General features: G+C 68.0%; 22 protein-coding genes. 12 read left to right on the forward strand and 10 right to left on the reverse strand.

Annotated elements, in window-relative coordinates:
- The first annotated feature begins 77 nt into the window (after nt 1-77).
- Nucleotides 78-1,466, forward strand: a complete 1,389-nt coding sequence (gene mgtE / locus C8N44_RS06085; RefSeq protein WP_107975292.1) for a magnesium transporter — start codon at nt 78-80, stop codon at nt 1,464-1,466.
- Nucleotides 1,463-2,026, forward strand: a complete 564-nt coding sequence (locus C8N44_RS06090; protein ID WP_107975293.1) for a 5-formyltetrahydrofolate cyclo-ligase — start codon at nt 1,463-1,465, stop codon at nt 2,024-2,026. The genes mgtE and C8N44_RS06090 overlap by 4 nt, the downstream gene beginning before the upstream one ends.
- A gap of 72 nt (nt 2,027-2,098) precedes the next feature.
- Here C8N44_RS06090 and purD read toward each other — a convergent pair whose 3' ends face one another.
- Nucleotides 2,099-3,370, reverse strand: coding sequence for a phosphoribosylamine--glycine ligase (purD, locus tag C8N44_RS06095; protein WP_107975294.1), 1,272 nt, complete (start codon nt 3,368-3,370; stop codon nt 2,099-2,101).
- Nucleotides 3,371-3,517: 147 nt separating this feature from the next.
- Between purD and xseA the strand changes: the two genes are divergently transcribed.
- Nucleotides 3,518-5,068, forward strand: a complete 1,551-nt coding sequence (gene xseA, locus C8N44_RS06100; RefSeq protein ID WP_107975295.1) for an exodeoxyribonuclease VII large subunit — start codon at nt 3,518-3,520, stop codon at nt 5,066-5,068.
- A gap of 200 nt (nt 5,069-5,268) precedes the next feature.
- Here xseA and C8N44_RS06105 read toward each other — a convergent pair whose 3' ends face one another.
- Nucleotides 5,269-5,670: a hypothetical protein gene (locus C8N44_RS06105; protein ID WP_107975296.1), complete on the reverse strand. Its 402-nt coding sequence runs from the start codon at nt 5,668-5,670 to the stop codon at nt 5,269-5,271.
- Between the two features lie 228 nt (nt 5,671-5,898).
- Here C8N44_RS06105 and ftsY point away from each other — a divergent pair, with 228 nt between their 5' ends.
- On the forward strand, nt 5,899-7,176 hold the full coding sequence (gene ftsY, locus C8N44_RS06110; RefSeq protein ID WP_107975297.1) for a signal recognition particle-docking protein FtsY: 1,278 nt from the start codon (nt 5,899-5,901) through the stop codon (nt 7,174-7,176).
- Between the two features lie 5 nt (nt 7,177-7,181).
- Here the strand turns inward: ftsY and C8N44_RS06115 are convergent, their stop codons facing one another.
- Complete coding sequence (locus C8N44_RS06115) at nt 7,182-7,664, reverse strand: MgtC/SapB family protein (protein WP_107975298.1); 483 nt, start codon at nt 7,662-7,664, stop codon at nt 7,182-7,184.
- 71 nt (nt 7,665-7,735) lie between these two features.
- Between C8N44_RS06115 and C8N44_RS06120 the strand changes: the two genes are divergently transcribed.
- The 4 genes from C8N44_RS06120 to C8N44_RS06135 all read left to right on the forward strand — a co-directional run bounded on the left by C8N44_RS06120 (nt 7,736) and on the right by C8N44_RS06135 (nt 11,410).
- The gene (locus C8N44_RS06120) at nt 7,736-8,638 is read left to right on the forward strand and encodes a DMT family transporter (RefSeq protein WP_107975299.1); all 903 of its coding nucleotides are present in this window, start codon (nt 7,736-7,738) and stop codon (nt 8,636-8,638) included.
- Nucleotides 8,639-8,682: 44 nt separating this feature from the next.
- On the forward strand, nt 8,683-9,285 hold the full coding sequence (locus tag C8N44_RS06125) for an inner membrane-spanning protein YciB (protein WP_107975300.1): 603 nt from the start codon (nt 8,683-8,685) through the stop codon (nt 9,283-9,285).
- A 282-nt stretch (nt 9,286-9,567) separates the two neighbouring features.
- Entirely contained in the window at nt 9,568-11,055 is a 1,488-nt protein-coding gene (locus C8N44_RS06130) for a sensor histidine kinase (RefSeq protein ID WP_107975301.1), read from the forward strand.
- Nucleotides 11,048-11,410: a response regulator gene (locus C8N44_RS06135; protein ID WP_107975302.1), complete on the forward strand. Its 363-nt coding sequence runs from the start codon at nt 11,048-11,050 to the stop codon at nt 11,408-11,410. The genes C8N44_RS06130 and C8N44_RS06135 overlap by 8 nt, the downstream gene beginning before the upstream one ends.
- Nucleotides 11,411-11,435: 25 nt before the next feature.
- Here C8N44_RS06135 and C8N44_RS06140 read toward each other — a convergent pair whose 3' ends face one another.
- The 5 genes from C8N44_RS06140 to C8N44_RS06160 all read right to left on the reverse strand — a co-directional run bounded on the left by C8N44_RS06140 (nt 11,436) and on the right by C8N44_RS06160 (nt 16,294).
- Nucleotides 11,436-12,119, reverse strand: a complete 684-nt coding sequence (locus C8N44_RS06140) for a GntR family transcriptional regulator (RefSeq protein ID WP_107975303.1) — start codon at nt 12,117-12,119, stop codon at nt 11,436-11,438.
- A 110-nt stretch (nt 12,120-12,229) separates the two neighbouring features.
- Nucleotides 12,230-13,435, reverse strand: a complete 1,206-nt coding sequence (gene uxuA / locus C8N44_RS06145; protein WP_107975304.1) for a mannonate dehydratase — start codon at nt 13,433-13,435, stop codon at nt 12,230-12,232.
- Nucleotides 13,436-13,448: 13 nt separating this feature from the next.
- Entirely contained in the window at nt 13,449-14,729 is a 1,281-nt protein-coding gene (locus C8N44_RS06150; protein WP_107975305.1) for a TRAP transporter large permease, read from the reverse strand.
- Nucleotides 14,720-15,253, reverse strand: coding sequence for a TRAP transporter small permease (locus C8N44_RS06155; RefSeq protein ID WP_107975306.1), 534 nt, complete (start codon nt 15,251-15,253; stop codon nt 14,720-14,722). Before C8N44_RS06155 ends, C8N44_RS06150 begins: the two co-directional genes overlap by 10 nt.
- Before the next feature lie 60 nt (nt 15,254-15,313).
- Nucleotides 15,314-16,294: a C4-dicarboxylate TRAP transporter substrate-binding protein gene (locus tag C8N44_RS06160; RefSeq protein ID WP_107975307.1), complete on the reverse strand. Its 981-nt coding sequence runs from the start codon at nt 16,292-16,294 to the stop codon at nt 15,314-15,316.
- A gap of 342 nt (nt 16,295-16,636) precedes the next feature.
- On the opposite strand from C8N44_RS06160, the gene C8N44_RS06165 reads away from it, so the two are divergent.
- Nucleotides 16,637-17,629, forward strand: coding sequence for a Gfo/Idh/MocA family protein (locus C8N44_RS06165; RefSeq protein WP_107975308.1), 993 nt, complete (start codon nt 16,637-16,639; stop codon nt 17,627-17,629).
- Nucleotides 17,630-17,644: 15 nt separating this feature from the next.
- Here C8N44_RS06165 and C8N44_RS06170 read toward each other — a convergent pair whose 3' ends face one another.
- A complete protein-coding gene (locus C8N44_RS06170) occupies nt 17,645-18,103 on the reverse strand; it encodes an Lrp/AsnC family transcriptional regulator (protein WP_107975419.1) in 459 nt (152 codons plus the stop codon).
- 85 nt (nt 18,104-18,188) lie between these two features.
- Here C8N44_RS06170 and C8N44_RS06175 point away from each other — a divergent pair, with 85 nt between their 5' ends.
- The gene (locus C8N44_RS06175) at nt 18,189-19,322 is read left to right on the forward strand and encodes a type III PLP-dependent enzyme (protein ID WP_107975309.1); all 1,134 of its coding nucleotides are present in this window, start codon (nt 18,189-18,191) and stop codon (nt 19,320-19,322) included.
- A gap of 48 nt (nt 19,323-19,370) precedes the next feature.
- Nucleotides 19,371-21,671, forward strand: a complete 2,301-nt coding sequence (locus tag C8N44_RS06180) for a xanthine dehydrogenase family protein molybdopterin-binding subunit (RefSeq protein WP_107975310.1) — start codon at nt 19,371-19,373, stop codon at nt 21,669-21,671.
- Nucleotides 21,672-21,749: 78 nt separating this feature from the next.
- Here the strand turns inward: C8N44_RS06180 and C8N44_RS06185 are convergent, their stop codons facing one another.
- Entirely contained in the window at nt 21,750-21,968 is a 219-nt protein-coding gene (locus tag C8N44_RS06185) for a tautomerase family protein (protein ID WP_107975311.1), read from the reverse strand.
- 234 nt (nt 21,969-22,202) lie between these two features.
- On the opposite strand from C8N44_RS06185, the gene C8N44_RS06190 reads away from it, so the two are divergent.
- A complete protein-coding gene (locus C8N44_RS06190) occupies nt 22,203-23,267 on the forward strand; it encodes a DUF2235 domain-containing protein (RefSeq protein WP_107975312.1) in 1,065 nt (354 codons plus the stop codon).
- Nucleotides 23,268-23,300: the final 33 nt, after the last annotated feature.

A 23,300-nucleotide genomic window follows, 5' to 3' on the forward strand; every position in this document is an offset into this window, starting at 1 on the left:
CGCGCGCGCCCTGTTGCATCTCGCGACGCTGCTCTAGATTGCCGCGGACACAGACACGCCAGCGACGGAGGCGCCCCATGTCCGATCAGACCGAGATCGTTCCCGAGGCCGAGGACGAGGACGCCTACGCGCTGGACCAGCGTGCCGTGGCGCGGATTCTCTACGCCGTCGACATCGAGGACCGCCAGCAGTTGCTCGAACTGCTGGAGCCGCTGCACGCGGCCGACATCGCCGACATGCTCGAGCAGATCAACGCCTTCGACCGGATGCGGCTGGTCAAGCTGCTCGGCGACGAGTTCGACGGCGAGATCCTGTCGGAACTCGACGAAACGCTGCGCGAAGAGGTCATGCGCACGCTGAACCCGCAGGTTCTGGCCGAGGCGGTGCGCGAGCTCGACAGCGACGACGTGGTCGACCTGCTCGAGGACCTGGCCGAGCCACAGAAGGCCGCGATCCTCGAGGTGCTCGAGGACAGCGACCGGGTGGCGGTGGAACAGTCGCTGACATACCCGGAATACTCCGCCGGCCGCCTGATGCAGCGCGAGGTGGTCATGGCCCCCGAGCACTGGAACGTGGGCGAGGCGATCGACTACCTGCGCAACCGCCACGACCTGCCCGAGCAGTTCTACCACATCATGCTTGTGGACCCGAAGCTGCGGCCGGTGGCCAAGGTCGCGCTGGGCAAGCTCATGGCCTCGCGCCGAGAGGTGCTGCTCAGCGACATCACGTCCGACACCTTCGAGGTCATCCCGGCGACGCGCTACGAGGGCGACGTGGCCTATGCCTTCAACCAGTACCACCTGATCTCGGCCCCGGTTGTGGACGAGAACGAGCGCCTGGTGGGTGTCATAACCATCGACGACGCCATGGCCGTGCTGGAAGAGGAAAACGAGGAGGACATCCTGCGCCTCGCCGGTGTGGACGAGGAAAGCCGGATCTCCGACACGGTGCTCAACACCACGCGGCGGCGCTTTCCGTGGCTCGCGGTGAACCTCGGCACGGCGGTGCTGGCCTCGCTGGTGATCTCGCTCTTCGAGGAGGCGATCCAGACGGTGGTGGCGCTGGCGGTGCTGATGCCGATCGTGGCCTCCATGGGTGGCAACGCGGGCACGCAATCGCTGACGGTGGCGGTGCGCGCCATCGCGACGCGCGACCTGACCGGCTCCAACCTCTTCCGGGTGATCCGGCGCGAGGTGCTGGTGGGGGCGCTGAATGGCGTGGCCTTTGCCGCCATCATGGCGGTGGTCGGCCTCATCTGGTTCGGCTCTCCGCAGCTCGGGGCCGTGATCGCGGCGGCCATGGTGATCAACCTCGTGGTGGCGGGGCTCGCCGGGATCGCCATCCCTGTGGCACTCGACAAGCTGGGCGTGGACCCGGCGCTGGCCTCGGGCACCTTCGTGACCACTGTGACGGACGTGGTGGGCTTCTTCGCCTTCCTCGGTCTTGCGGGCGCCGTCCTGCTGTGAGCGACCTCGCCTCCGAGAAATCCGCCGCCCGAAAGGCGGCCCTTGCCCGCCGCCGCGCCGCCTTCGAGGAGCAGGCCCCGGGCGCGGCGGGGCGGCTGAGCGAGGTGCTGGCCGGCTACCGCGGCGTGGCGCTTTCGGGCTACATGCCAATCCGGACCGAGATCGACCCGCGCCCCGCCATGGCCGAGGCGGCGGCCCACGGGCCTGTAGGCATTCCGGTGATCGAAGGCGAGGGCCTGCCCCTGCGTTTCGCCCGGTGGGAGCCGGACATGCCGCTGGTCGACGGGCCTTTCGGCGCGCGCGTGCCCGCCGTTGTCGAGGACCTGACTCCCGAGATCCTGATCGTGCCGCTGGTGGCCTTCACGCGCGCCGGCGGGCGGCTCGGGTACGGCGGCGGCTTCTACGACCGCACGCTGGAAAAGCTGCGCGCGGCCGGCGGCACGTTCGCCATCGGCTTCGCCTTCGCCGCGCAGGAAGCCGCGGAATTGCCTGGCGAATCCACCGACCAGCCGCTCGACCTGATCGTGACCGAGACCGAGGTCATCACGCCGCGCCCCTGAGTTTCTTCTCGCCGGAAATACCTCGGGGTGAATTGGCCGCAGGCCAAGAGGGGCAGAGCCCCTCCCGCAGCCTCACTCGGGGCCGAGCGCCCGCCAGCCGATATCGCGGCGGAAGACACCGCCGGGCCAGTCCACCGCCTCGGCCAGCGCGTAGGCCCGCGCACGGGCCTCTGACAGCGTGGCGCCCCGCGCGGTGGCGTTGAGCACGCGCCCCCCGGCCGAGACCACCTTGCCGTCGCGCGTAGCCGTGCCCGCGTGGAACATCTGGTGGCTGCTGTCCTCGCTCAGCGCCTCGAGCCCGCCGATCACCTCGCCCTTCTCGTAGGCGCCGGGATAGCCCTTCGCGGCCAGCACCACGGTCATGGCGGCATCCTCGGACCAGTGCACTTGCGCCTCCGCCAGCCGCCCCTCGGCGCAGGCGTGGATCAGGTCGAGCGCCTGCGCGCCCAGCCGCATCATCAGCACCTGGCATTCAGGGTCGCCGAAGCGGACGTTGTACTCCACGAGTCGGGGCTGTCCGTCCTCGATCATCAGCCCGACGTAGAGCACGCCGGAATAGGGCGTACCGCGGCGGACCATCTCGGCCATTGTGGGGCGGACGATCTGATCGAGCGCCTTGGCGGTGACGGCCTCGTCCATGATGGGTGCCGGGGAATAGGCGCCCATGCCGCCGGTGTTGGGGCCGGTGTCGCCCTCGCCGATGCGCTTGTGGTCCTGCGCGGTGCCGATGGGCAGCACTGTCTCGCCGTCGACCAGCACGAAGAAGGACGCTTCCTCGCCGCTCATGAATTCCTCGATCACCACCTCGGCACCCGCGCCGCCGAAGGCACCGGCGAACATCTCGTCGACGGCGGCCTCGGCCTGCGCATGGGTTTCGGCGACGACCACGCCCTTGCCTGCGGCGAGGCCGTCGGCCTTGACCACGATGGGCGCGCCCATGGCGCGGATGTGGGCCTTGGCGCTTTCGACATCGGTGAAGTGGCCGTAACCGGCGGTGGGCGCGTCGACGGCGGCGCAGATCTCCTTGGTGAAGGCCTTGGAGCTTTCCAGCCGGGCGGCGGCGGCCGAGGGGCCGAAGACCGAGAAGCCCGCGTCGCGCAGCCGGTCGGCGACGCCCGCGGCGAGCGGGGCCTCGGGCCCGACGATGATCAGGTCGATGGCGTTGTCGCCGGCGAATTCGGCCACGGCGCCGCCGTCCTCGATGTCGAGATTGGCGCATTCGGCGATCTGGGCGATGCCGGCATTGCCCGGCGCGACGATCAGCTTGTCGCACTTGGGATTCTGAAGCGCGGCCCAGGCCAGCGCGTGCTCGCGCCCGCCGGCGCCGAGGATGAGGATGTTCATGGACGGGCCTCCTTTGGCCCGGGTCTCTAAGATGCCGCGGGGGCATGGGCAAGCCGAACCCGCGCGCGGCGGGCCGCACGGGGCGGGAATGCGGTTTTCCCCGCGCCGGGCGGGCGCTAGGATCGCGGGGCAGGCAGGAGAGGTGACATGGACCTGATCGACGAAGGCCCCGGCGGCGCCCCGGACAACGCACCCGAGCTGAGCGTCTCCGAGATCTCGGGCGCGGTGAAGCGGGTGATCGAGGGCGAGTTCGCCTATGTCCGCGTGCGCGGCGAGGTGGGGCGCGTGTCGCGGCCCCGGTCGGGGCACGTCTACATGGATCTCAAGGACGACCGATCGGTCCTGGCCGGGGTCATGTGGAAGGGTGTCGCCGCCCGCCAGCAGACCCAGCCCGAAGAGGGCATGGAGGTCGTCGCGACCGGACGGCTGACCACATTCCCGGGCCAGTCGCGCTACCAGATCGTGATCGAGGACATCCGGCCCGCGGGGCTTGGCGCGCTCATGGCCATGCTGGAGAAGCGCAAGGCGGCGCTGGCGGCCGAGGGGCTGTTCGCACCCGAACGCAAGAAGCCGCTGCCCTTCCTGCCGGAGGTGATCGGTGTGGTGACCTCGCCCTCGGGGGCGGTGATCCGCGACATCCTGCACCGGCTACGGGACCGGTTTCCGCGCAAGGTGCTGATCTGGCCGGTGGCGGTGCAGGGGGCCTCCTGCGCGCCCGAGGTGGCCCGTGCCATCGCGGGCTTCAACCAGCTGACGCCGGGGGGCGCGCTGCCGCGGCCCGACCTGCTGATCGTGGCGCGGGGCGGCGGCTCGGTCGAGGATCTCTGGGGGTTCAACGAGGAGGTCGTGGCGCGGGCCGCCGCGGCTTCGGAGATCCCGCTGATCTCGGCGGTGGGGCACGAGACGGACACCACGCTGATCGACTTCGTGTCGGACCAGCGGGCGCCCACGCCCACGGCGGCGGCGGAGCTTGCGGTGCCGGTGCGGCTGGAGCTGCTGGGCCGCGTGGACGAGGCGCAGGCGCGGATGAGCCGCGCCATGGGCCTCCGGGTCGAGACGCGGGGCCAGCGGTTGCGCGATTTGGCCCGAGCCATGCCGCGTCCGGGTGAGTTGCTGGACGGGCCACGGCAGCGGCTGGACGTGCTGGGCGAGCGCCTGCCGCAGACGCTTGTGCGGGGGGTGGAACGCCGCCGCGCGCTGCTCTCGGAGGCGGCGGGCAGCCTGCGGCCCTCGCTGCTGCGCCGGGCCATCGCGGTCGAGGGCGCACGTCTGAAGGACCGGGCGGGACGCACGGGGCCTGCCCTGAGCCGGCTTGTGGCGGGCAAGCGCGCGGCGCTGGACCAGCGCGCGGCGCGGCTGAGCTCGCGTGCCGTAACGCGCGAGATCGCCACGGGACAGGAGCGCCTGTCGGTGCTGTCGCGGCGGTTCGAGGCCGTGCTGTCGGCGGGGCCGCAGGCCGCGCGGCAGCGGCTCGAGGCGCAGGGGCGGATGCTGGAGACGCTGAGCTACAAGGGCACGCTGGAGCGCGGCTACGCTGTGGTGCGCGGCGAGGGCGGCGTGGTGACCACCAAGGCCGCGGCGCAGGAGGCGGTGGGGCTCGAGATCGAGTTCAGCGATGGCCGCCTGAAGCTGGGTGGCGGACGGGCACCGAAGGCGCGCAAGCCGGAGCAGGGGCCGGATCAGGGCAGCCTGTTCTGATTTTTGGCGCGTGATCCGGCGGAGCGCGCCTTGCGGCGCGCGCTGTGTGAGCCGGCGCCGGCCTGCGGCCTTTGCCAGCGGCGCCCTTGGCGGGCGTGTCGCGTCAGGGCGGACGTCCCGCGCGGGGCGGGCGGCGGCGCGTGAGTATTTTTGCCAAGAAGAAGCTGCTGGCGCGCGCCCGGTTCAGATCCGGTCGGGGTTCAGACGCCGACCTCGGGGCCGAGGCACATCATGGGTTCGTCGTCCTGGTTGGCCTCGTAGAGCGTAGTGTTTTGGGGGTCACTCTCGAAGACGGCACGCAGGTTGCTGCCCTCGCGGAAGAAGCTCCAGCATTGCGGGCTGGGGTTGTCCTCGTAGACGAAGCAAATCTCGCCCGCCTCCTCGTACCAGAAGCCCTCCTTGCAGTTGCCATCCAGGAAGGACCAGCGGACACGGCGGTCGGGGAAGTATTTCTCGACGCCGTAGGCCTCGCCGTTCTGGCCGAAGTAGAGCGTCTTGCCGGTCACGTAGCTCTCGAACTCGGCCGCCGACATGGGTTCGGCGGCGGGCAGGGCGGTCGCGGTGAGGGCTGCAGCGAGAAGCGCGGGGATGAGGCGTGTCATGGGGGCAGTCTGCCAGAGGCGCGTCGGGCGGGGAAGAGGTCGCCCGGTCGCGGGGCGGGTGACGGGCGGCGATGATCTTGCATCCGGCTTGGCCCGGCGGCGCCCCCCTGGCGGGCCGGAGGCTCTTTGAGGTCTTTTCATGCGATTCTTGCTCGCGGCTGACTTCGCCGCCGCCTTTCCTTCCGCACGGGCAGGGGTTAGGTGAAAGGGAAAAGGGGAAATCTGCCCATGTCCTTTTTCGGCAAGCTCAAGACACGGCTTTTCAAATCCTCGGCGAAGCTCGACCAGGGGCTCGATGCGCTCGTCTCGGAGGGTGAGGGGGAATCCGATGCGCCGCAGGTGCCGCCGCCGGCTGACCCGGCGCCCGACACGCCGCCCCGCGAGGCGCCCGAGCGCGAGACGCCGCCGTCTCCCGACGCGCCTGTGAAGGTGCCGCAGCCGGCCGAGCCGGACCTGCCGACGCCCGGCGCGCCGCAGCCGGGGCCCGACACCTCGCCACCCGTCGATCCTCAGCCCGAGCGCCCCTCGGAGATGCCGGGGCCGGCGCCCATGGGGCTGCCGCCGATCGGCGATTCCGTGCCCGAAGGTGCGCCGCCCGAGGCACCCGAGAGCCGTGGGCCGGGTCTGTTCGGGCGTCTCATGGGACGCGGGGCGGGCGAGGGTCCGGTGGCGCGCCGAGTGCTCGACGACGACATGCTGGAGGAGCTCGAGGAGCTGCTGATCGCCTCGGACATGGGGGTAGAGACGGCGCTGCGGGTGAGTGCCAACATCGCCGAGGGCCGCTACGGGCGCCGGGTTTCGGCGCGCGAGATCAAGGAGCTGCTGGCGCAGGAGATCGCGCGGATCATGGAGCCGGTGGCCAGGCCGCTGCCGCTTTACCCCTCGAAGCCGCAGGTTGTGCTGGTGGTGGGCGTCAACGGGTCGGGCAAGACCACAACCATCGGCAAGCTGGCAAGCCAGTTCCGGGAGGCCGGCAAGTCGGTGGTGGTTGCCGCGGGCGATACCTTCCGCGCCGCCGCCGTGGAGCAGCTGCAGGTCTGGGGCGAGCGCGCGGGCGTGCCGGTGATGACCGCACCCGAGGGCAGCGATCCGGCGAGCCTTGCCTTCGAGGCGCTGACCAAGGCGCAGGCCGAGGGCGCGGACCTGCTGATGATCGACACGGCCGGGCGGTTGCAGAACCGCGCCGACCTCATGGAGGAACTGGCCAAGATCGTGCGGGTGATCCGCAAGAAGGACCCCGACGCGCCGCACAACACGCTGCTGGTGCTGGATGCCACCACCGGTCAGAACGCGCTGAACCAGGTCGAGACCTTCCGCAAGCTCGCCGATGTTTCGGGGCTGGTGATGACCAAGCTGGACGGGACCGCCAAGGGCGGCGTGCTGGTGGCGCTGGCGGACCGCTTCGGACTGCCGATCCACGCCATCGGGGTAGGCGAGCAGATCGACGATCTTGCCCCCTTCGACCCCGAGGAGTTCGCGGCGGCGCTGACGGGGCTCGACCCTTGAGCCGATCAGTCCGTGCCGAGCAGGCGTTCGGCCTGGCGCAGGAGCAGCAGCACGAAGAGCACGATGCCGGTGGCCATGGCGGCCAGCGGCATCTGTCCCGCGCCGCAGCCGAGGCCCACGGCGCCCACCAGCCAGAGCGAGGCGCCGGTGGTGATGTTCTTGACCTTGCCGTTGGAGGTGAAGATCAGCCCCGCGGCGAGGAAGGCGACGCCCGCGGTCACCGCCTCGATCATGCGAAGGGGGTCGTTGCGCTGTTCGGAGGAGCCGCCGAAGTCCATCGCGGCGAGTTCGAGCCCGAGGATCACGAAGAGGCAGGCGGCAACCGACACGAGGATATGGGTGCGCAGGCCTGCGGGTTTCTCGGAGTATTCGCGTTCGATCCCGACGGCCGCGGCGAGCACCACCGCCGCCGCGAGCCGGGTGAAGGCAACCGGGGCCGGGACGGCGGAAAAGGTGGTGGTGAGTTCGTCCGCGATCTGCTCGAGCATCTGTCTTCTCCTCTAGCCTGTCTGGCGAAAGACGCCCGTGGGCGCGTAGGTTCCATGGTGCGGGGGTACGCATGAGCGACTGGCTCCTGTCCCTCGAGGGGACGGCGGCGGGGCACAACCTCGCGCTGTTCCTCGCGCTGATGGCGGCCTTCCTGCACGCGGTCTTCGGGGCCTTGCAGAAGGGTCGGCACGATCCTTGGCTGTCGCGGGGCGCGATCGACGGGGCCTACGGACTTATGGCGGCACCGGTGGCGCTGTTCGTGGTGCCCTGGCCCGAGCCGCACATGTGGGTGATCTTCGCGGGCGCCTTCGTCATCCACACGGCCTACAAGTTCCTTCAGGCGCTGGCCTACACGCGGGGGGCCTACACTGTGGTCTACCCGGTGGTGCGTGGCACGGGACCGCTGTTCGCGGTGATCGGCGCCTGGCTGATCTTCGGCGAGGTCTTCGCGCCGCTGCAGTGGCTGGGCGTGGCGGTGCTGCTGTCGGGGATCTTCGGGCTGGCGGTCTACAACCTGATCTTCCTCGTGAAGGACCGCGATACGCTGCCCGCGGCGCTGGCCTTCGGGGTTGCGACGGGGCTTTTCGTGGCGCTCTACACCACCTATGACGCCTACGGGATCCGGGCGACGGCAAACCCCTTCACCTTCCTCGCGTGGTTCTTCTTCATCGACGGCTGGCTGATGCCCGTGATCGCGGCGTTCCGCTGGCGCAAGATGGCCGAGCCTCCGGCGCTGGGACCGCTGCTGAAGCGGGGCTTCGTCGGCGGGATCGTGGCGTTCTTCAGCTTTGGCTCGATCATGCTGGCCACGCGGCTCGACAAGGTGGGCGAGGCGGCGGTGCTGCGCGAGACATCCACCGTCTTCGCGGCGCTGATCGGGGTGCTGGTGTTGAAGGAAACCGTGGGGCCGCGGCGGATCGCGCTGATGACGCTGATTGCCCTCGGGGCGGTGATCGTTGAGTTCGGCGGCTGAGCCGCCTATCTGAAACCGGGATCTCCCGGAGAGAAGGACAGACCATGGCTGGCGAGACGCGCCCCAAATACCTCAAGCCGCTGTTGGAATACGGCCCCATCCTGGGGTTCTTCGTGGCCTATCTTCTGCTGAAGGACCGCGTCTTCACCATCGGGGGGACCGACTACGAGGGCTTCATCGTGGTTACGGCCGGGTTCATCCCGGTCTTCCTGATCTGCATGGGCCTGCTGTGGAAGCTGACCGGGCACCTGAGCAAGATGCAGGTGGTGACGGCGGTGCTGATCGTGGTCTTCGGCGGGCTGTCTGTCTGGCTGAATGACGAGCGGTTCTTCAAGATGAAGCCGACGCTGATCTACCTGATCTTCGGGGGTGCGCTGGCCGTGGGGCTGCTTCGGGGCGAGAGCTACCTGAGGCTGGTCATGGAGGAGCTGGTGCCGCTGCAGGAGGAGGGCTGGATGTTGCTGACCAAGCGGGTCATGGCCTTTTTCCTCGGGCTGGCGGTGCTGAACGAGGTGATCTGGCGGACCATGAGCACCGAGAGCTGGGTCTGGTTCAAGACCTTCGGGCTGACCGCCGCGATCTTTGTCTTTTTCCTCACCCAAGGCGGGTTGTTCCGCCGCTACGGGATGGAGGAAGACAAGGGCTGATAAGGGTGTCCCGGGCCGGGACATTTTCCCGAGTGAGCAATATCAAAGGCTTATCTCTCGCCATTAACCGGGTTTTAAGGGTTTGGCCGCTTGGGGTCGGGTTTTACCCGGGCCAATTCAGACGGATTTGAGGCGTTTTCCGAAGCGTGGTCCCGCAATATCGCGAAGGCCGCAAAACGTGGCGTCGCGTCGCTTTCGAGACAGGCGGTTCCCGTATAGGTAGTTCTGGGATATGACTTAACGTATTCCGGTATTCGGCCAAAGCGGGAGCAGCAGGATTTATTGGAACTAAGCGCCGGAAATTCTGTCTGGCCCAAGTGGCTTTCGCTGATCGTGGCGGGTCTGAGCGCGGCCGTGCTGATTGTCGGCTGGGGGGCGGGTGTCGACGCCTTCACGCGGATCCGTCCGGATTTCGCGGCCATGGTGCCGAGCACGACCCTCTGTTTCATGCTGCTTTCCGCCGGCATTTACGCGCACGCGACCGGCCGGGACCGGACATGGCCGAGACTGTGCGCCGGGTTTGCCGGAGGCATCGCCGCCGTAAACCTGATCCTGGCCAGCTTCCAAATCGGCGTGCAACTCGACAACCTGGTCGTCCCCTCAATGGCTGCAGACGACGGCATGGCCTTTGCCACCTCGGGTTCGGTGCTGCTTGCCGCCTACAGCCTGTTTGCGCTGACGCGGAAGGACGGAGAGGCGCCAGCGTTTCAGTGGACGGCGACGCTGGGTCTGCTGGCCGCGCTGGTTGCGCTGGTGGGCTATGCCTTCGACACCCGCGCGCTTTACGACGTCTTCGTCTTTACCGCCATGGCGCTGCACACGGCGGTCCTGTTCGTCTTCGTGTTCGCCGCGCTCCTGCTTCTTGCGCCGGGTCGGAGCTGGGTCGCCATCCTGGTCGGCCGCGGGCCCGGCAGTGTGGGGGCGCGGCGTCTTCTGCCGCTGGTGGCGCTGGCGCCGGTCGCCCTGTGTTTCGTCGCGCTGCAACTGACGGACGTGGGGCTTTTCAACGCGAACTTCCGGCTCAGCCTGCTTGCCATCGTGATGATGGCGATCGCCACATGGGCGGTTTTGAGAAACGGTCACCTCATGAACGAGGCCGATCGCGACCGGGCCCAGCTTGTGCAGGACCTGAGACAGACGAGCGCCGAGCGGGCGCTTCTGCTCAAGGAGCTCTACCACCGGGTCAAGAACAACCTGCAGCAGATCAATGCCATGCTGCGGATCGAGGCGCGGAAGTTCGATGATCCGCAGCTGACCGAGTCGTTTCGGGCCGTGTCGGACAGGGTGGCAGCCCTTGGCACGGTGCATCAGCTTCTGATCTCGTCACCGACTCCATCGGAAGTGGAGGTGAAGGAATTCCTCGAGGTGCTCTGCAAGGGCGTCGCGGTCAGCAACAGTCTCGAGCGTCGCGGGATCGAGCTGATCGTCGAAGCGGACGATGGCCGCGCCCATATCGAGGTCGCGATCTCGATGGGGCTGCTCGTGAACGAGCTGGTCATGAACGCGATCAAGCATGCTTTCGCCGACGGTCCCGGCAGGATTGTCGTCAGCTATGAAAACCGTCCCGACTGCCTGATGCTTGTCGTGTCCGACACCGGCGCCGGAACAAGTGATCCGGCGCAGGTCTTCGAAACCAAGGGGACCGGGAGCCTGATCATTCGGAGCATGGTCTCGCAGCTGAAGGCCGACATGCAGGTCAGAAACTCCGGCGGCCTTGTCGTGGAAGTGCGAATTCCCCCGGATATCAACGAAATGGACCGCTATGAATAACGTCAATATCGTCATCGTCGAGGACGATGTCCTGATTGCAGAGGATCTCCGCGCCATGTGCGAGGAATTCGACGCCAACGTGGTCGGAATGGCCCATTCGGTCGAAGAGGCCTTTGACGTTATCGAAAATTCGGATGCGCAATATGTCCTCATGGACGTGCGGCTGGGCGGAAAACGCGACGGTGTCGATGTGGCGCAGTGGGTTTATGACGTGAAGCCGGACATGAAGCTGGTCTTCATCACGGGGTCGAACGAGCCGCCGACCATCGAGCGTATCCACCAGGACCATCCCTTCCGGATCCTGATCAAGCCGATCCAGCCCGAACAGCTTCGCGAAGCGCTGACGGCCAAGTGACGCCTTGCGTCCCTGTCCTGCGGGATCAGCCCTCGGGTTCGAAGAACTCGGGGACCTGACGGGCGATTTCGGGCAGGTCGCTCAGCACGCCGCGCAGGTGCTGGCGCATGGCGGATGAGGCGGCGTCGGGATCGCGCGCCTCGATGGCGGCGAGTACGGCGCGGTGCTGGTCCACCAGCCGTTCGGTGGGCAGGTAGCGCGTCGAGAGAAAGCGCACCCGGTCCATCTGGCCCTTCACCTCTTCCACGATGCGCCAGGCAAAGGTCTTGTCGGCGGCCTGGGCGAGCGTGTGGTGGAAGGCTTCGTCCAGACGGATGAAGGCGGCGGCGTCGCCGTCGACGCCCGCCTGCTGCTCGATCAGATCGGCCAGGCGCTCGGTGGTGCCGGGGGCGGGGTCCTCGGCTACGAGGCGGGCGATGTCGGCCTCGATGGCCTCGCGCACGAAACGGGCGTCGGTGACGCCGCGGATCGAGATGCGCCGCACGAGGGTGCCGCGCTGGGGCAGGACCTGCACGAGGCCGGCGTCGGCCAGCCGGAAGAAGGCTTCGCGGACGGGCTGGCGGGAGACCTCGTAGTGGCGGGCAATCTCGGTTTCCGAGATGCGGGTGCCCGGCGTGATCTGGCCCGAAATGATGCGGTCGCGCATGTGCTTGTAGACCTGCGGTCCGAGGGCACCTTCGGAGAGGTTGAGGCCGGGCTGGAGAGGCATCTGGTCAGGGCTACTAGTATTCAAGTTTGCGGGTTTCCCCTGTCTAGCTGCGATCCCGTGACGTGCCAAGGAGTATCCACGGCGGGTCGAGGCGCTGCAAGTTGCCATGGTCATGCCTCTCTGCGGGCGAGGCCGAGGGCAAGGCCGCGGATTTCGGCCAAGCCCCGCATGCGGCCCACAAGCGGATAGCCCGCCTGGGCGCCACGGTCGTGATCCTCGAGCATCTCGCGACCGTGGTCCGGGCGCATGGGGATCTGGTGGTCCGCGCGGCCCTCGGTGCGGCGGCGGGTCTCTTCCTCCAGAACGGCGGCGACCAGATCGGCCATGTCCACGTCGCCATCGAGGTGGTCGGATTCGTGGAAGCTGCCGGTGAGGGCGGGTGTTTCGCGCCGCACGTTGCGCAGGTGCAGGAAGGAGACGCGGTGGCCGAGGCGCCGCATGAGGCCGGGCACATCGGCGTCGCCGCGTGCGCCGAGTGAGCCGGAGCAGAGCGTGATGCCGTTGGCGGGGCTGTCGACGGCCTCGGTCAGGAAGCGGTAGTCCGCCTCGGTTGACATGATGCGCGGCAGGCCGAGCAGCGGGAAGGGCGGATCGTCGGGATGGCAGCAGAGGCGGAGGCCCAGCTCTTCGGCCAGTGGTACGACTTCCTGCAGAAAGGCGGCGAGGTTGTCGCGCAGGTCGTCGGCGGTGAGGCCGTCGTATTCCGCGAGCCGCTCGCGGATCTGCGCGGGGCCGGGGGCCGCTCCTTCGCCGGGAAGGCCCGAGAGGACCGCCTGACCGATGCCGTCCAGCCGCTCGGCGTCGGTCTCGGCGCGGCGCTCTGCCACCGCGCGGGCGGTGGCGTCGTCCCAGCCGTCCTGCGCGCCGGGGCGTTCCAGCACGAAAGCATCGAACAGGGCAAAGTCGATGTGGTCGTAGCGCATGCAGGCCGTGCCCTCGGGTGTGGGCGCGGCAAGCTGCGTGCGGGTCCAGTCGAGCACGGGCATGAAGTTGTAGCACACCGTGCGGATGCCGGCGGCGGCGATGTTGCGGAGGCTTTCGCGGTAGGCGGCGATGTGGTCGGCGCATGGGCCGCGCCGCTGCTTGATCGCCTCGGTCACCGGGAGACTCTCGACCACCTCCCAGGCAAGGCCCGAGGGGCTGCCGCAGGCCAGGGTGGCGACCTCGGCCTGGCGGAGGGCGATCTCCTCGGGCGTCCAGACCTGCCCGGGCGGGACGTGGTGCAAGGCGGTCACGATGCCCTCGACCCCGCACTGGCGGATTTCGTCGATGGTGGTTCTGTCGGACGGGCCGAACCAGCGCCAGGTCTGTCTCATTGTCTTAAACCTTTCAGCCGAAGGCCCAGTTCGGGATGAAGAGCACCAGCTCGGGCAAGGCGAGCAGCAGGATCACCAGCCCCAGCACGGCGGCGAGGAAGGGCAGGGCTTCCCGCACGTAGTCCTCGACCTTGCAGTCGAGGAGGCTGCAGACCGTGTACATGCAGACCCCCACCGGCGGGGTCATGGAGCCCAGCGTGACCAGCGTCATCATCAGGATGCCGAAGTGGACCGGGTCGAAGCCGACATTCTCGATGATCGGCACGAAGATGGGGGTGAGCAGGAGCACCAAGATGGTGCTTTCCAGGAACAGCCCCGCCACGAAGAGGAACAGGAGGATCGCCCCCACCACCAGCACAGGGTTCTGAAGCCCCTCGATCAGAAGCGCCGAGAGGTCCTGCGGCACGCGCAGGAAGGTGATGGCAAAGCCGATCATGCCGGACATGAGGATGATGAGCATGATCATCCCGATGTCCGAGACCGAGGCCGAGAAGGCCTCGCGCAGGCCGTCGAAGGACAAGGCGCCGTGGGCGAACCGGCCCACGAGGATGGCATAGACCACGGCAAAGGCGCCGACCTCGGAAGGGGTGAAAAGCCCGCCGCGGATCGACACGATCAGCAGCACGGGGAACAGCAGTGCCCACTTGGCGTCCCAGGCTGTCCTCGCCAGCGCGGCGCGGGTGGGTTTCTTGGCCTCGGGGTTCACGTAGCCCCGCTTGCGCGCCACCAGCCAGGCGGTGACCATCAGCACGGTCATCATGAGAACGCCCGGCACGATGCCGGCAAGGAACAACCGCCCGATCGAGACCTCGCCCACGAAGCCGTAGAGGATCAGACCGATGGACGGCGGAATGGTCGAGGTGATGAGCGACGACAACGCGATGACGGCGGCGGAAAATCCGCGGGCATAGCCCTCGCGCTCCATCTGCGGACCCAGCACGCGGCTCTCCATGGCGGCATCGGCCACGGCTGAGCCCGAGACGCCGCCCATGAGGGTCGAGAGGATGATGGAGACCTGCGCAAGGCCCCCCGCCATCCAGGCGACCGCGGTGCGCGAGAAGGCGAACAGCCGTTCGGTGATGCCGCTTTCGTTCATAAGGTGCCCGGCAAGCACGAAGAAGGGCACGGCCAGCAGCGGGAAGCTCTGCGAGACCGAGGCGACGCGTTGCACGCCGATCTGGATCGGCATGACGCCGTTGGTGGCAAAGAAGGTGAAGCCCGCGATGCCGATGGCGAAGGCGATGGGCAGCCCGGTCACCAGCAGGACAAGGAAGACGAGCGAAATCAGTCCCATGCGGTCTGTGCCTCTGATTTGGCGGGGGCCGGGGGCCCGTTGTCGGTGCGTGCGAAGACAAGCCGTTCGCCCGCCGGGTCGCGCAGGGCGCGGAGCGCGTTGGCGATGACGCAGATGCCGAGGTGGACCGAGCCCACCGGCACGGCGACGGTGACCAGCCAGTAGGGCAGCCCGCTATCGCCGAAGATCCGCGCCGTGTTCATCAGGGTCAGCTTCCAGCCCTGCCAGGCGAGCATCCCAAGAAAGACCAGCACCACCGCGGCAAGCGCCAGTTCGAGGCCGAGCCGCCCGCGACGCGGCAGGCGCGCGACGAGGAGATCGACGCCAAGGTGCGCGTGCCGGCGCATGGCGCGGGCGGCGCCGACGAAGCAGAGCCAGATGAACAGCAGCTGTGCCATGTCCACCGACCAGATCAGCGGGTGACCGGTGAAACGCATCACCGCCGCGACGAAGACAAGGCCGGTGATCACGGCGAGCAGTACCGCACCCAGCCAGAACTCGGCGCGATCGAGGATGTCGAGCATGCGGGATACCTCCGGAAAGGGGCGCGCGACCGGCGCGCCCCTTCGGTCGGGTGGGGCGCCTTATTCGGCGTCGAGGATGGCCTGCACCTCGGCGTGCAGGTCGGCGAGGTCGAGCGTCTCGTAGACCGGCTGCGTCGCCTCGATGAAGGGCGTCTTGTCGATCTCGTTCACCGCGACGCCGGCCTCGCGCAGGTCGGACTTGATCTGCTCCAGCACGTCCTGCGTGCCCTGCGAGGCGATCTCGCCCGCGGCCAGCGCCTCGTCGCGGACGAGGGTCTGCAGGTCCTCGGGCAGGCTGTCGAACCACTGGGCCGAGGTCACAAGCCCGGTGATCAGGTTGATGTGGCCGGTGAGGGTAACCGTGTCGATGACCTCTTCGAGCTTGGCGCCAACCACGGCGGGAAGCTGGGCTTCGGCCGCGTCGATGGCGTTCTGCTGGATCGCCGAGTAGACCTCGCCCCAGGGCAGCGGCGTGGGCGTGGCGCCCATGGCGCGGATGGTTTCGGTCCAGACCGGGGCGCCGGGGGTACGCATGCGCACGCCGGCCAGATCCTCGGGCGTGGTGACCTCGACGTTGGTCAGAAGGTTCCGCTGGCCCTGCCACCAGTTGAAGCTGAGCACCTGAAGGCCCGCGCTGTCGTGCAGGTCCTGGCCCCATTCCTCGAAGAGGTCCGAGGTCACGACCTTGCGGATGCCCTCGTATCCGTCGGCGAGGAAGGGCGCGCCGAGGATGGCGAACTCGGGCGTGAAAACGGCAAGCCGCCCGCCGTCGGTGACGATGGCCACCGGCGCCCCGGCGCGGGCCTGTTCCAGCACGTCCTCGTTCGAGCCGAGCTGCGAGTTGGGGTAGAGCGTGACCTCGATCCGTCCGTCGGACTTTTCCTCGAGGTTGGTCTCGAAGCTTTCGAGACCTTTGTAGAGCGGGTCGCTCTGGGCCAGCGCGGTGTTCACGTTGAGCTGGAATTCCTGCGCCTGTGCAGCCTGAGCCAGGCCCAGCACAGCCAGAAGAGACGCGGCAGCCGCGGTTCTGATCTCTGTCATGATGTCCTCCCTTTGGCGCCCCTCCGGCGCTCTGAGAGAAGATTGCAGACTAGTATGCAAGTTGTCAATTGGGGATAAGAGAAGCTCTCTAGTGAGATAATTTTTTAATCGTATAAGGTGTTTATATCTCGAAATTAATGTTAATAATGAATCTTCGGGCTGTTTTGTCTCGTCTCGGTCGGGCTCCCGTTTCGCGCGAAGACGGCTCCGTGCGGTCGAGTCCTCGGGGCGTGGCTACCCTCTGCTTGCGCCCACGGGGGCGTGGCCTAGCATGGTCCGTGGCGGTCGCTGGATCGCGTGGCCCCTCCGATCGTCGGGCGGGCAGACTTCAGTGGAGGACACATGACCCGACAGTGCAGATGGGGCATCATGGCAACCGGCGGGATCGCCGACAAATTCGTCAGCGATCTGATGACGGCGGGCCTGCCCGTGGCGGCGGCGGGATCGCGGTCGGGCAGCAAGGCGCAGGCTTTTGCCGAGGCGCATGGCATCCCGGCGGCACACGGCAGCTACGAGGCGCTGGTCGGCGATCCGAATGTGGACGTGGTCTATGTGGCGACGCCGCATCCCTTTCACCTCGAAGGGGCCCGGCTGGCGCTTGAAGCCGGCAAGCATGTCCTGATCGAGAAACCGCTGGCCATGAATGGCCGCCAGGCGCGCGAACTGGCGGAATTGGCCGAGGCGAAGGGCCTGTTCCTGATGGAGGCCATGTGGACGCGGTTCCTGCCGCACATGGTGCGTCTGCGCGAGATCATTGCCGAAGGGACCCTGGGGCAGATCCGCAGCCTTCGCGCCGACCATTCGCAGGCGTTGCCCGATGATCCGGGGCACCGGCTCAACGACAAGGCGCTGGGCGGTGGCGCGCTGCTGGATCTGGGCATCTACCCGGTGTCCTTTGCCTGGGACGTGCTGGGCGCGCCCGAGGAGGTGCACGCGGTGGGTCGCTTCAAGGAGACGGGCGCCGATGCCGGGGTCGAGATCGTCATGCGGCATGGCGGCGGGGCGCTGTCTCAGATGTCCTGCGCCAGCGATTTTGCCGGGCCGAATACCGCGCAGATCGTCGGTGAGAAGGCGATCGTGGAGATCGACGCGGTCTGGTATACGCCCAGCCGTCTGCGGGTGGTGTCGCATGACGGCGCGGTGCTGGAAGAGTTCGACACGCGGCCCGAGGGGCGCGGCATGGAGTGCCAGGCGCTGGCGGTGCAGGAGGCCGTGCTTGGCGGACGGACCTCGGATCCGCGGATGAGGCCGGCGCAGACCGTGCAGATCATGGAGACCATGGACCGGATCCGCGCCGAGATCGGGCTGAGTTACGAGGCGGACACGGCGGGCTGAGAGCCCGCCGGTTGCTCAGACCCTGCGGTCGAGCTTGGTGCTGAGATGCACCAGGCTTTCGGAGCTGCGCACGCCCTTGGCCTCTCCGATGCGGTCGAGGGTTTCGTCCAGCTCCTCGGTCGTGTCGGCGGCCAGTTCCACGATGAAATCGACGCGCCCAGAGGTGGTGTGCACCGAGCGGACCTGCGGCAGGCTTTCGAGCCGAGCCAGCACGCCGGGGCCGCTGCGCGGCTCGACCGAGACCATGGCGGTGGCGCGGATCGGCGCGGAGAGCCGGGGCCCCGCACGCAGGGTGAAGCCGGAAATGACGCCGCGTGCCAGAAGGCGCTCGATGCGGGCCTGCACGGTGGTGCGTGCGAGCCCGAGCCGGCGGGCCAGTGTCGCGGCGGGCGCGCGCGCATCCTCGGCCAGCAGCGCCACGAGGCGGCGGTCGGTTTCGTCGATATGCGGGTTTGCGTCGTCGGATCGATTCATGCTGCGCTCAGATTGCCGCATCGGACCACGCGATGCGACGGAAAGTTCTGCCATGATTCCGGGAAAATCAAACCCGGAGGGCAGTATGAGCAGGATCGAGGCATTCCATTCCAGCGCGGCGGCGTGGCTGACGGAGCACACGCCGGAGCGGCCGGTGATGTTCTTCGAGCCCGGCATCCTGCAGGCGACGGCGGCGCGGTTCCTGAAGGGCTTTCCGGGAATGGTGACCTACGCGGTCAAGGCCAACCCGGCGCCGGGGGTGCTCGACAACCTGCTGGCCGCGGGCGTGACGGGTTTCGATGTGGCCTCGCCCGACGAGATGGCGCTGGTGCGCGACCGAGCGCCCGAGGCGGCGCTGCATTACCACAACCCGGTGCGGACGCGGGCCGAGATCGCCGCAGGCCTCGACGCGGGCGTGACCTCGTGGTCGGTGGACCGTCACGGGGAGCTGGAGAAGCTGTCGGGGCTGCCAAAGGGCAGCGAGGTGGCGGTGCGCCTGAAGCTGGAGGTCGCGGGCGCGGCCTATGACTTCGGCGCGAAGTTCGGGGCCGGTCCCGAGCGCGCGGCGGATCTGCTGCGGCGGGTGGTCAAGATGGGCTTTACCCCTTCGCTGACCTTCCACCCCGGCACCCAGTGCGACAGCGCGATGCCGTGGCGGCGCTACATTCAGGCCGCGGCCGAGGTGGCGCAGACGGCAGGCGTGTCGCTGCACCGGCTGAACGTCGGCGGCGGGTTCGCGGCGCGGCGCGGCGCGGCTGTGCCGGACCTGGAGGGGGTTTTCGCGGCCATCGCGGAGGAGGTGGCCGCGCGGTTCGGGGCCGATGCACCGGCGCTGGTCTGCGAGCCGGGGCGCGGCATGGTGGCCGAATGCATGACGCTGGCGCTTCAGGTGAAGGCCGTGGAGGAGGAGGTCATTTTCCTGAACGACGGGCTTTACGGCTCGCTGGCGGAATGGCGCGACATCGCGGCCTCGGACCGGGTGAGCGTGGTGTCCCCGGAGGGGCTTCAGCGCGAGGCCGCGGTAAGGCGGCGCGTCGCCTTCGGGCCGACCTGCGACAGTCTCGACGTGCTGCCCGAGCCGCTGCCGCTGCCCGCGGATCTGGCCGAGGGGGATTATCTGCTGTTTGCCGGGATGGGCGCCTATTCGGGCGCGCTTGCAACCGGTTTCAACGGATATGGCATGGCGCGCACGGTGACGCTCGGCCCCACTGGACAGTGACGCGCCAGAGGTTAGGCTGCCCCGGCGGATCAGCAGGGGAGGCGCATCATGGAAAAGTTCGGCAAGAGCCAGCCGGTGGCACGGGTCGAGGACCAGCGGTTCCTGACCGGGCACGGTCGTTACGTTGACGACATCGCGCCCGAGGGATCGCTGCACGCGATCTTCTTTCGCGCCCCAGTGGCACATGGCGAGATCACCTCGCTCGACGTGAGCGAGGCGCGCGAGATGCCGGGCGTGCACATGGTGATGACGGCGGCCGATCTGGATGCCGCAGGGGTCAATACCGCGATGCCCGGTGCGCTTGCGCCGAATCGCGACGGCACGACGGGGGCCGCGCCGAAGCGGCCGGTGCTGGCCGAGAAGCGCGTGCGCTATGTCGGCGAGCCCATCGCCATGGTGGTGGCCGAGACGCTGCAGCAGGCGCGCGATGCCGCCGAGCTGATCGAGTGCGAGATCGAGGATCTTCCCGTCCACATGGAAGGTCTGCCGGGCGGCGAGCAGATCCACCCCGAGGCGCCCGAGAACCGGGCCTTCGATTTCGGCGTCGGCGACGAGGCGGCCACCGCCGAGGCGATCGAAAAGGCGCACAGCGTCGTGCGACTCGAGGTTGGCGACAACCGCATCCTGGTGAACTCCATGGAGCCGCGCGGCTGCTATGCCGAATGGGACGGCGATCGGATGCACCTGGCCTTCAACGGGCAGGGTGTCTGGGGGATGAAGGATTACCTGGTCAACGCCTTCGGCCTGCCGGCCGAGAAGGTCCGGGTGACCAACCCCGACGTGGGTGGCGGCTTCGGCATGAAGGCCGCGCCCTACAGTGAATACTATGCCGTTCCGGAGGCGGCGCGTGCGCTGGGCAAGCCGGTGCGCTGGATGTCGGACCGGACAGAGGCCATGCTGACCGACAACGCGGGCCGCGACCTCGTGACCATGGCCGAGCTGGCCTTTGACGCCGATAACCGGATCACAGCCTACCGGGTGCACAACATCTGCAACCTCGGGGCCTACAACTCGCAGTTTGCGCAGTTCATTCAGGGCGAGCTCTTCTCGAAGGTGCTAACGGGCGTCTACGACATTCCGACCGCGTGGCTGCGATGCGAGGGCATCTATACCAACACCGCGCCGGTGGATGCCTACCGCGGCGCCGGGCGGCCCGAGGCGATCTACGTGCTGGAGCGGATCATGGACCGCGCCGCGCGCGAGCTTGGCGTCGATCCCTGGGAGCTGAAGCGGAAGAACTTCATCGCGCCGGACCAGTTCCCCTACAAGACGCCCTCGGGCGAGAGCTACGACGTGGGCGAATTCGCGCGCCTGCTGGAGCGTGCCGAGCAGAACGCCGACAAGGGGGGCTTCGCCGCGCGCAAGGCGGAAAGCGCCGCGCAGGGCAAGCTGCGGGGCATGGGGATCTGCTACTACATCGAGAGCATCCTCGGCTCGCCCTCGGAAGACGTGAAGGTCGAGTTCACCGAAGAGGGCGGCGCGAAGATCTACGTCGGCACCCAGTCGAACGGGCAGGGGCACGAGACGGTCTATGCCAAGTTCCTGTCCGACCAGTCGGGCATCCCCGCGGACAAGATCGAGGTCATCCAGGGCGATTCCGACCTGATCGCCAATGGCGGCGGCACGGGCGGCTCGCGCTCGGTCACGGTGCAGACCAACGTGACGCTGACCGCGGTGAGCAACATGGTCAGCGGCTTTTCCGAGTTCCTGGCCGGCGAGATGGACGTTGCGCCCGAGGCGGTGAGCTTCGACGATGACCGCTTCCGCGCAGAAGGGTCGAACCTGACGCCGACGATGCTCGAGGCCGCGGCGATGGCGCGCGAGGCCGGCCGCGAGGACCTGCTGAGCTGGAGCGCCACGGCGCAACTTGATGGGCGGTCCTATCCCAACGGGGCGCATGTGGCCGAGGTCGAGATCGACGAGGCAACCGGCGAGACCAAGGTGGTCCGCTACACGGTGGTCGACGATTTCGGCAACCTCATCAACCCGATGCTGGCCGAAGGTCAGGTGCACGGCGGCGTCGCGCAGGGCATTGGCCAGGCGCTGACCGAACACTGCGTCTACGATGACGAGGGCCAGCTTCTGACCACGACCTTCATGGAATACGCCCTGCCGCGGGCCTGGGATATTCCGATGATCGACTTCGATACGATCCCGGTGCCCTCGGTTCAGAACCCGATGGGGATGAAGGGCTGCGGCGAGGCCGGCACCGTTGGCGCGCTGGCCGCCGTGTCGAACGCGGTGCAGGATGCGCTCTGGGAGCGCGGGGTGAAGCAGGTCGACATGCCCTTCACGCCCCTGCGCATGTGGGAAATGCTCGGCGGCAGCAGCGCCATCGCGGCAGAGTAAAGGGCCTTTGGCCTTTCTCTTGGCCCGGCAGGCGGGGCTGGGCCGAGCTCGGATAGCGGACGGGGGCGGGCGGTCGCGCTAGCCCCGGTCCTTCAATTGCAGCGCCTTCTCGGTCGTCCAGATCCCCTGTGCGCCGCCCCAGTCGCCGCTTTTGACCTCGTGGACCCGCACTGAGACATTGTCCTGCATCGCTTTTCCCGCGACGCTTCCGAAGGCCTTGGCCGTCTCGGTGATGAGGCGCGCCTTTTCCTCTGACGAGAAGACGCCTTCAAGAACATGGATATCGATCAGCGGCATTCCTTCCTCCCCGGCGCAAGCATGTGCAACACCCTAGCAAGGACCGAATGGCCTGTCCCCCGTATCCATCCTGCAGCTGGTCAGGGTCAGGCGGGAGAGATCCTTCACGAAGGCGGACAGGCGTCCCTGCGACACGTGCGTTCATGGATTGTGCATCTCCCCGGGACTACCATCTGAGATGTAGCGCGTCGCGGGGCGGCGTTGCGGGCAGGACGTTTCCGGGGACCACGGCGAATGCGGCTGGGACAGGGGCTGTTTGGTTGGGTGCGACGGCGGTTCACGCCGGGGCGGGCGAACATTGTCCGGCGGCGCGGGCCGATCGATCATGTGATCGTCCTTGACGGCACCATGTCCTCGCTCGATCCGGGCGAGGAAACCAATGCCGGGCTGACCTACCGGCTGCTGCACGAGATCGGCCATGCCTCGCTCTACTACGAGGCGGGTGTGCAGTGGGACGACTGGTGGGACAGTGCCGGGGTGATCACGGGCAAGGGAATCAACCGCCAGATCTGCCGGGCCTACGGCTACCTTGCCTCGCGCTATCGTGCGGGGGACAGGATCTTTCTGCTGGGCTATTCGCGGGGGGCCTATGCGGTGCGGTCCTTGGCCGGGATCATCGACCGGGTGGGGCTATTGCGGGCCGAGCATGCGACGGAGCGCAACATCCGTCAGGTCTATCGGCTTTACCAGTACGATCCTGACGGGGCGGCCGCGCGGGCCTTCTCGCGAGCCTGGTGCCACGAGCGGACGGTGATCGAGATGGTGGGCGCCTGGGACACGGTCAAGGCGCTGGGCCTGCGCTTGCCGCTGGTCTGGCGGCTGACCGAACCGGCGCATGCCTTTCACAATCACGATCTCGGCGCGGCGATCCGGCAGGGCTACCATGCGCTGGCGCTCGACGAGACGCGGCAGGCCTTTGCGCCGGTGCTTTGGGAGACGCCGCAGAGCCATCCCGGGCGGGTGGAGCAGGTCTGGTTCCGCGGAACGCATGGCGACGTGGGCGGGCACATCAACGGCTTTGCCGCGGCGCGCCCGCTGGCAAACATCCCGCTGGTCTGGATGCTGGAGAAACTGGAAGAGAACGGCGTCGAACTGCCGGCGGGATGGCGGGCGCGATTCCCCTGCGATCCCGAGGCACCTTCAGTGGGCACATGGCAGGGGTTGGCCAAGTTTTTCCTGCTCCGGGCGCCACGCGTGGTGGGCGCGGACCCGTCGGTACACTTGCATGACTCGGTGTTGGGCGGTATCTCGACGCATGCGCCAGAAGCACAGTCAAGTCATTTGTTCACAAATTCTTGACGTCTCTTCCATCTGTGACTTTTTCGCCTAAGT

It is taken from the genome of Allosediminivita pacifica (assembly GCF_003054175.1).
Classification (GTDB): domain Bacteria; phylum Pseudomonadota; class Alphaproteobacteria; order Rhodobacterales; family Rhodobacteraceae; genus Allosediminivita; species Allosediminivita pacifica.

Excerpts from the sequence above, each read along its gene's own strand:
- mgtE (WP_107975292.1), top strand. The coding sequence starts at position 78 with ATGTCCGATCAGACCGAGATCGTTCCCGAGGCCGAGGACGAGGACGCC.
- purD (WP_107975294.1), bottom strand. The coding sequence starts at position 3,370 with ATGAACATCCTCATCCTCGGCGCCGGCGGGCGCGAGCACGCGCTGGCC.
- xseA (WP_107975295.1), top strand. The coding sequence starts at position 3,518 with ATGGACCTGATCGACGAAGGCCCCGGCGGCGCCCCGGACAACGCACCC.
- C8N44_RS06105 (WP_107975296.1), bottom strand. The coding sequence starts at position 5,670 with ATGACACGCCTCATCCCCGCGCTTCTCGCTGCAGCCCTCACCGCGACC.
- ftsY (WP_107975297.1), top strand. The coding sequence starts at position 5,899 with ATGTCCTTTTTCGGCAAGCTCAAGACACGGCTTTTCAAATCCTCGGCG.
- C8N44_RS06115 (WP_107975298.1), bottom strand. The coding sequence starts at position 7,664 with ATGCTCGAGCAGATCGCGGACGAACTCACCACCACCTTTTCCGCCGTC.
- C8N44_RS06120 (WP_107975299.1), top strand. The coding sequence starts at position 7,736 with ATGAGCGACTGGCTCCTGTCCCTCGAGGGGACGGCGGCGGGGCACAAC.
- C8N44_RS06125 (WP_107975300.1), top strand. The coding sequence starts at position 8,683 with ATGGCTGGCGAGACGCGCCCCAAATACCTCAAGCCGCTGTTGGAATAC.
- C8N44_RS06135 (WP_107975302.1), top strand. The coding sequence starts at position 11,048 with ATGAATAACGTCAATATCGTCATCGTCGAGGACGATGTCCTGATTGCA.
- C8N44_RS06140 (WP_107975303.1), bottom strand. The coding sequence starts at position 12,119 with ATGCCTCTCCAGCCCGGCCTCAACCTCTCCGAAGGTGCCCTCGGACCG.
- uxuA (WP_107975304.1), bottom strand. The coding sequence starts at position 13,435 with ATGAGACAGACCTGGCGCTGGTTCGGCCCGTCCGACAGAACCACCATC.
- C8N44_RS06150 (WP_107975305.1), bottom strand. The coding sequence starts at position 14,729 with ATGGGACTGATTTCGCTCGTCTTCCTTGTCCTGCTGGTGACCGGGCTG.
- C8N44_RS06155 (WP_107975306.1), bottom strand. The coding sequence starts at position 15,253 with ATGCTCGACATCCTCGATCGCGCCGAGTTCTGGCTGGGTGCGGTACTG.
- C8N44_RS06160 (WP_107975307.1), bottom strand. The coding sequence starts at position 16,294 with ATGACAGAGATCAGAACCGCGGCTGCCGCGTCTCTTCTGGCTGTGCTG.
- C8N44_RS06165 (WP_107975308.1), top strand. The coding sequence starts at position 16,637 with ATGACCCGACAGTGCAGATGGGGCATCATGGCAACCGGCGGGATCGCC.
- C8N44_RS06170 (WP_107975419.1), bottom strand. The coding sequence starts at position 18,103 with ATGAATCGATCCGACGACGCAAACCCGCATATCGACGAAACCGACCGC.
- C8N44_RS06175 (WP_107975309.1), top strand. The coding sequence starts at position 18,189 with ATGAGCAGGATCGAGGCATTCCATTCCAGCGCGGCGGCGTGGCTGACG.
- C8N44_RS06180 (WP_107975310.1), top strand. The coding sequence starts at position 19,371 with ATGGAAAAGTTCGGCAAGAGCCAGCCGGTGGCACGGGTCGAGGACCAG.
- C8N44_RS06185 (WP_107975311.1), bottom strand. The coding sequence starts at position 21,968 with ATGCCGCTGATCGATATCCATGTTCTTGAAGGCGTCTTCTCGTCAGAG.
- C8N44_RS06190 (WP_107975312.1), top strand. The coding sequence starts at position 22,203 with ATGCGGCTGGGACAGGGGCTGTTTGGTTGGGTGCGACGGCGGTTCACG.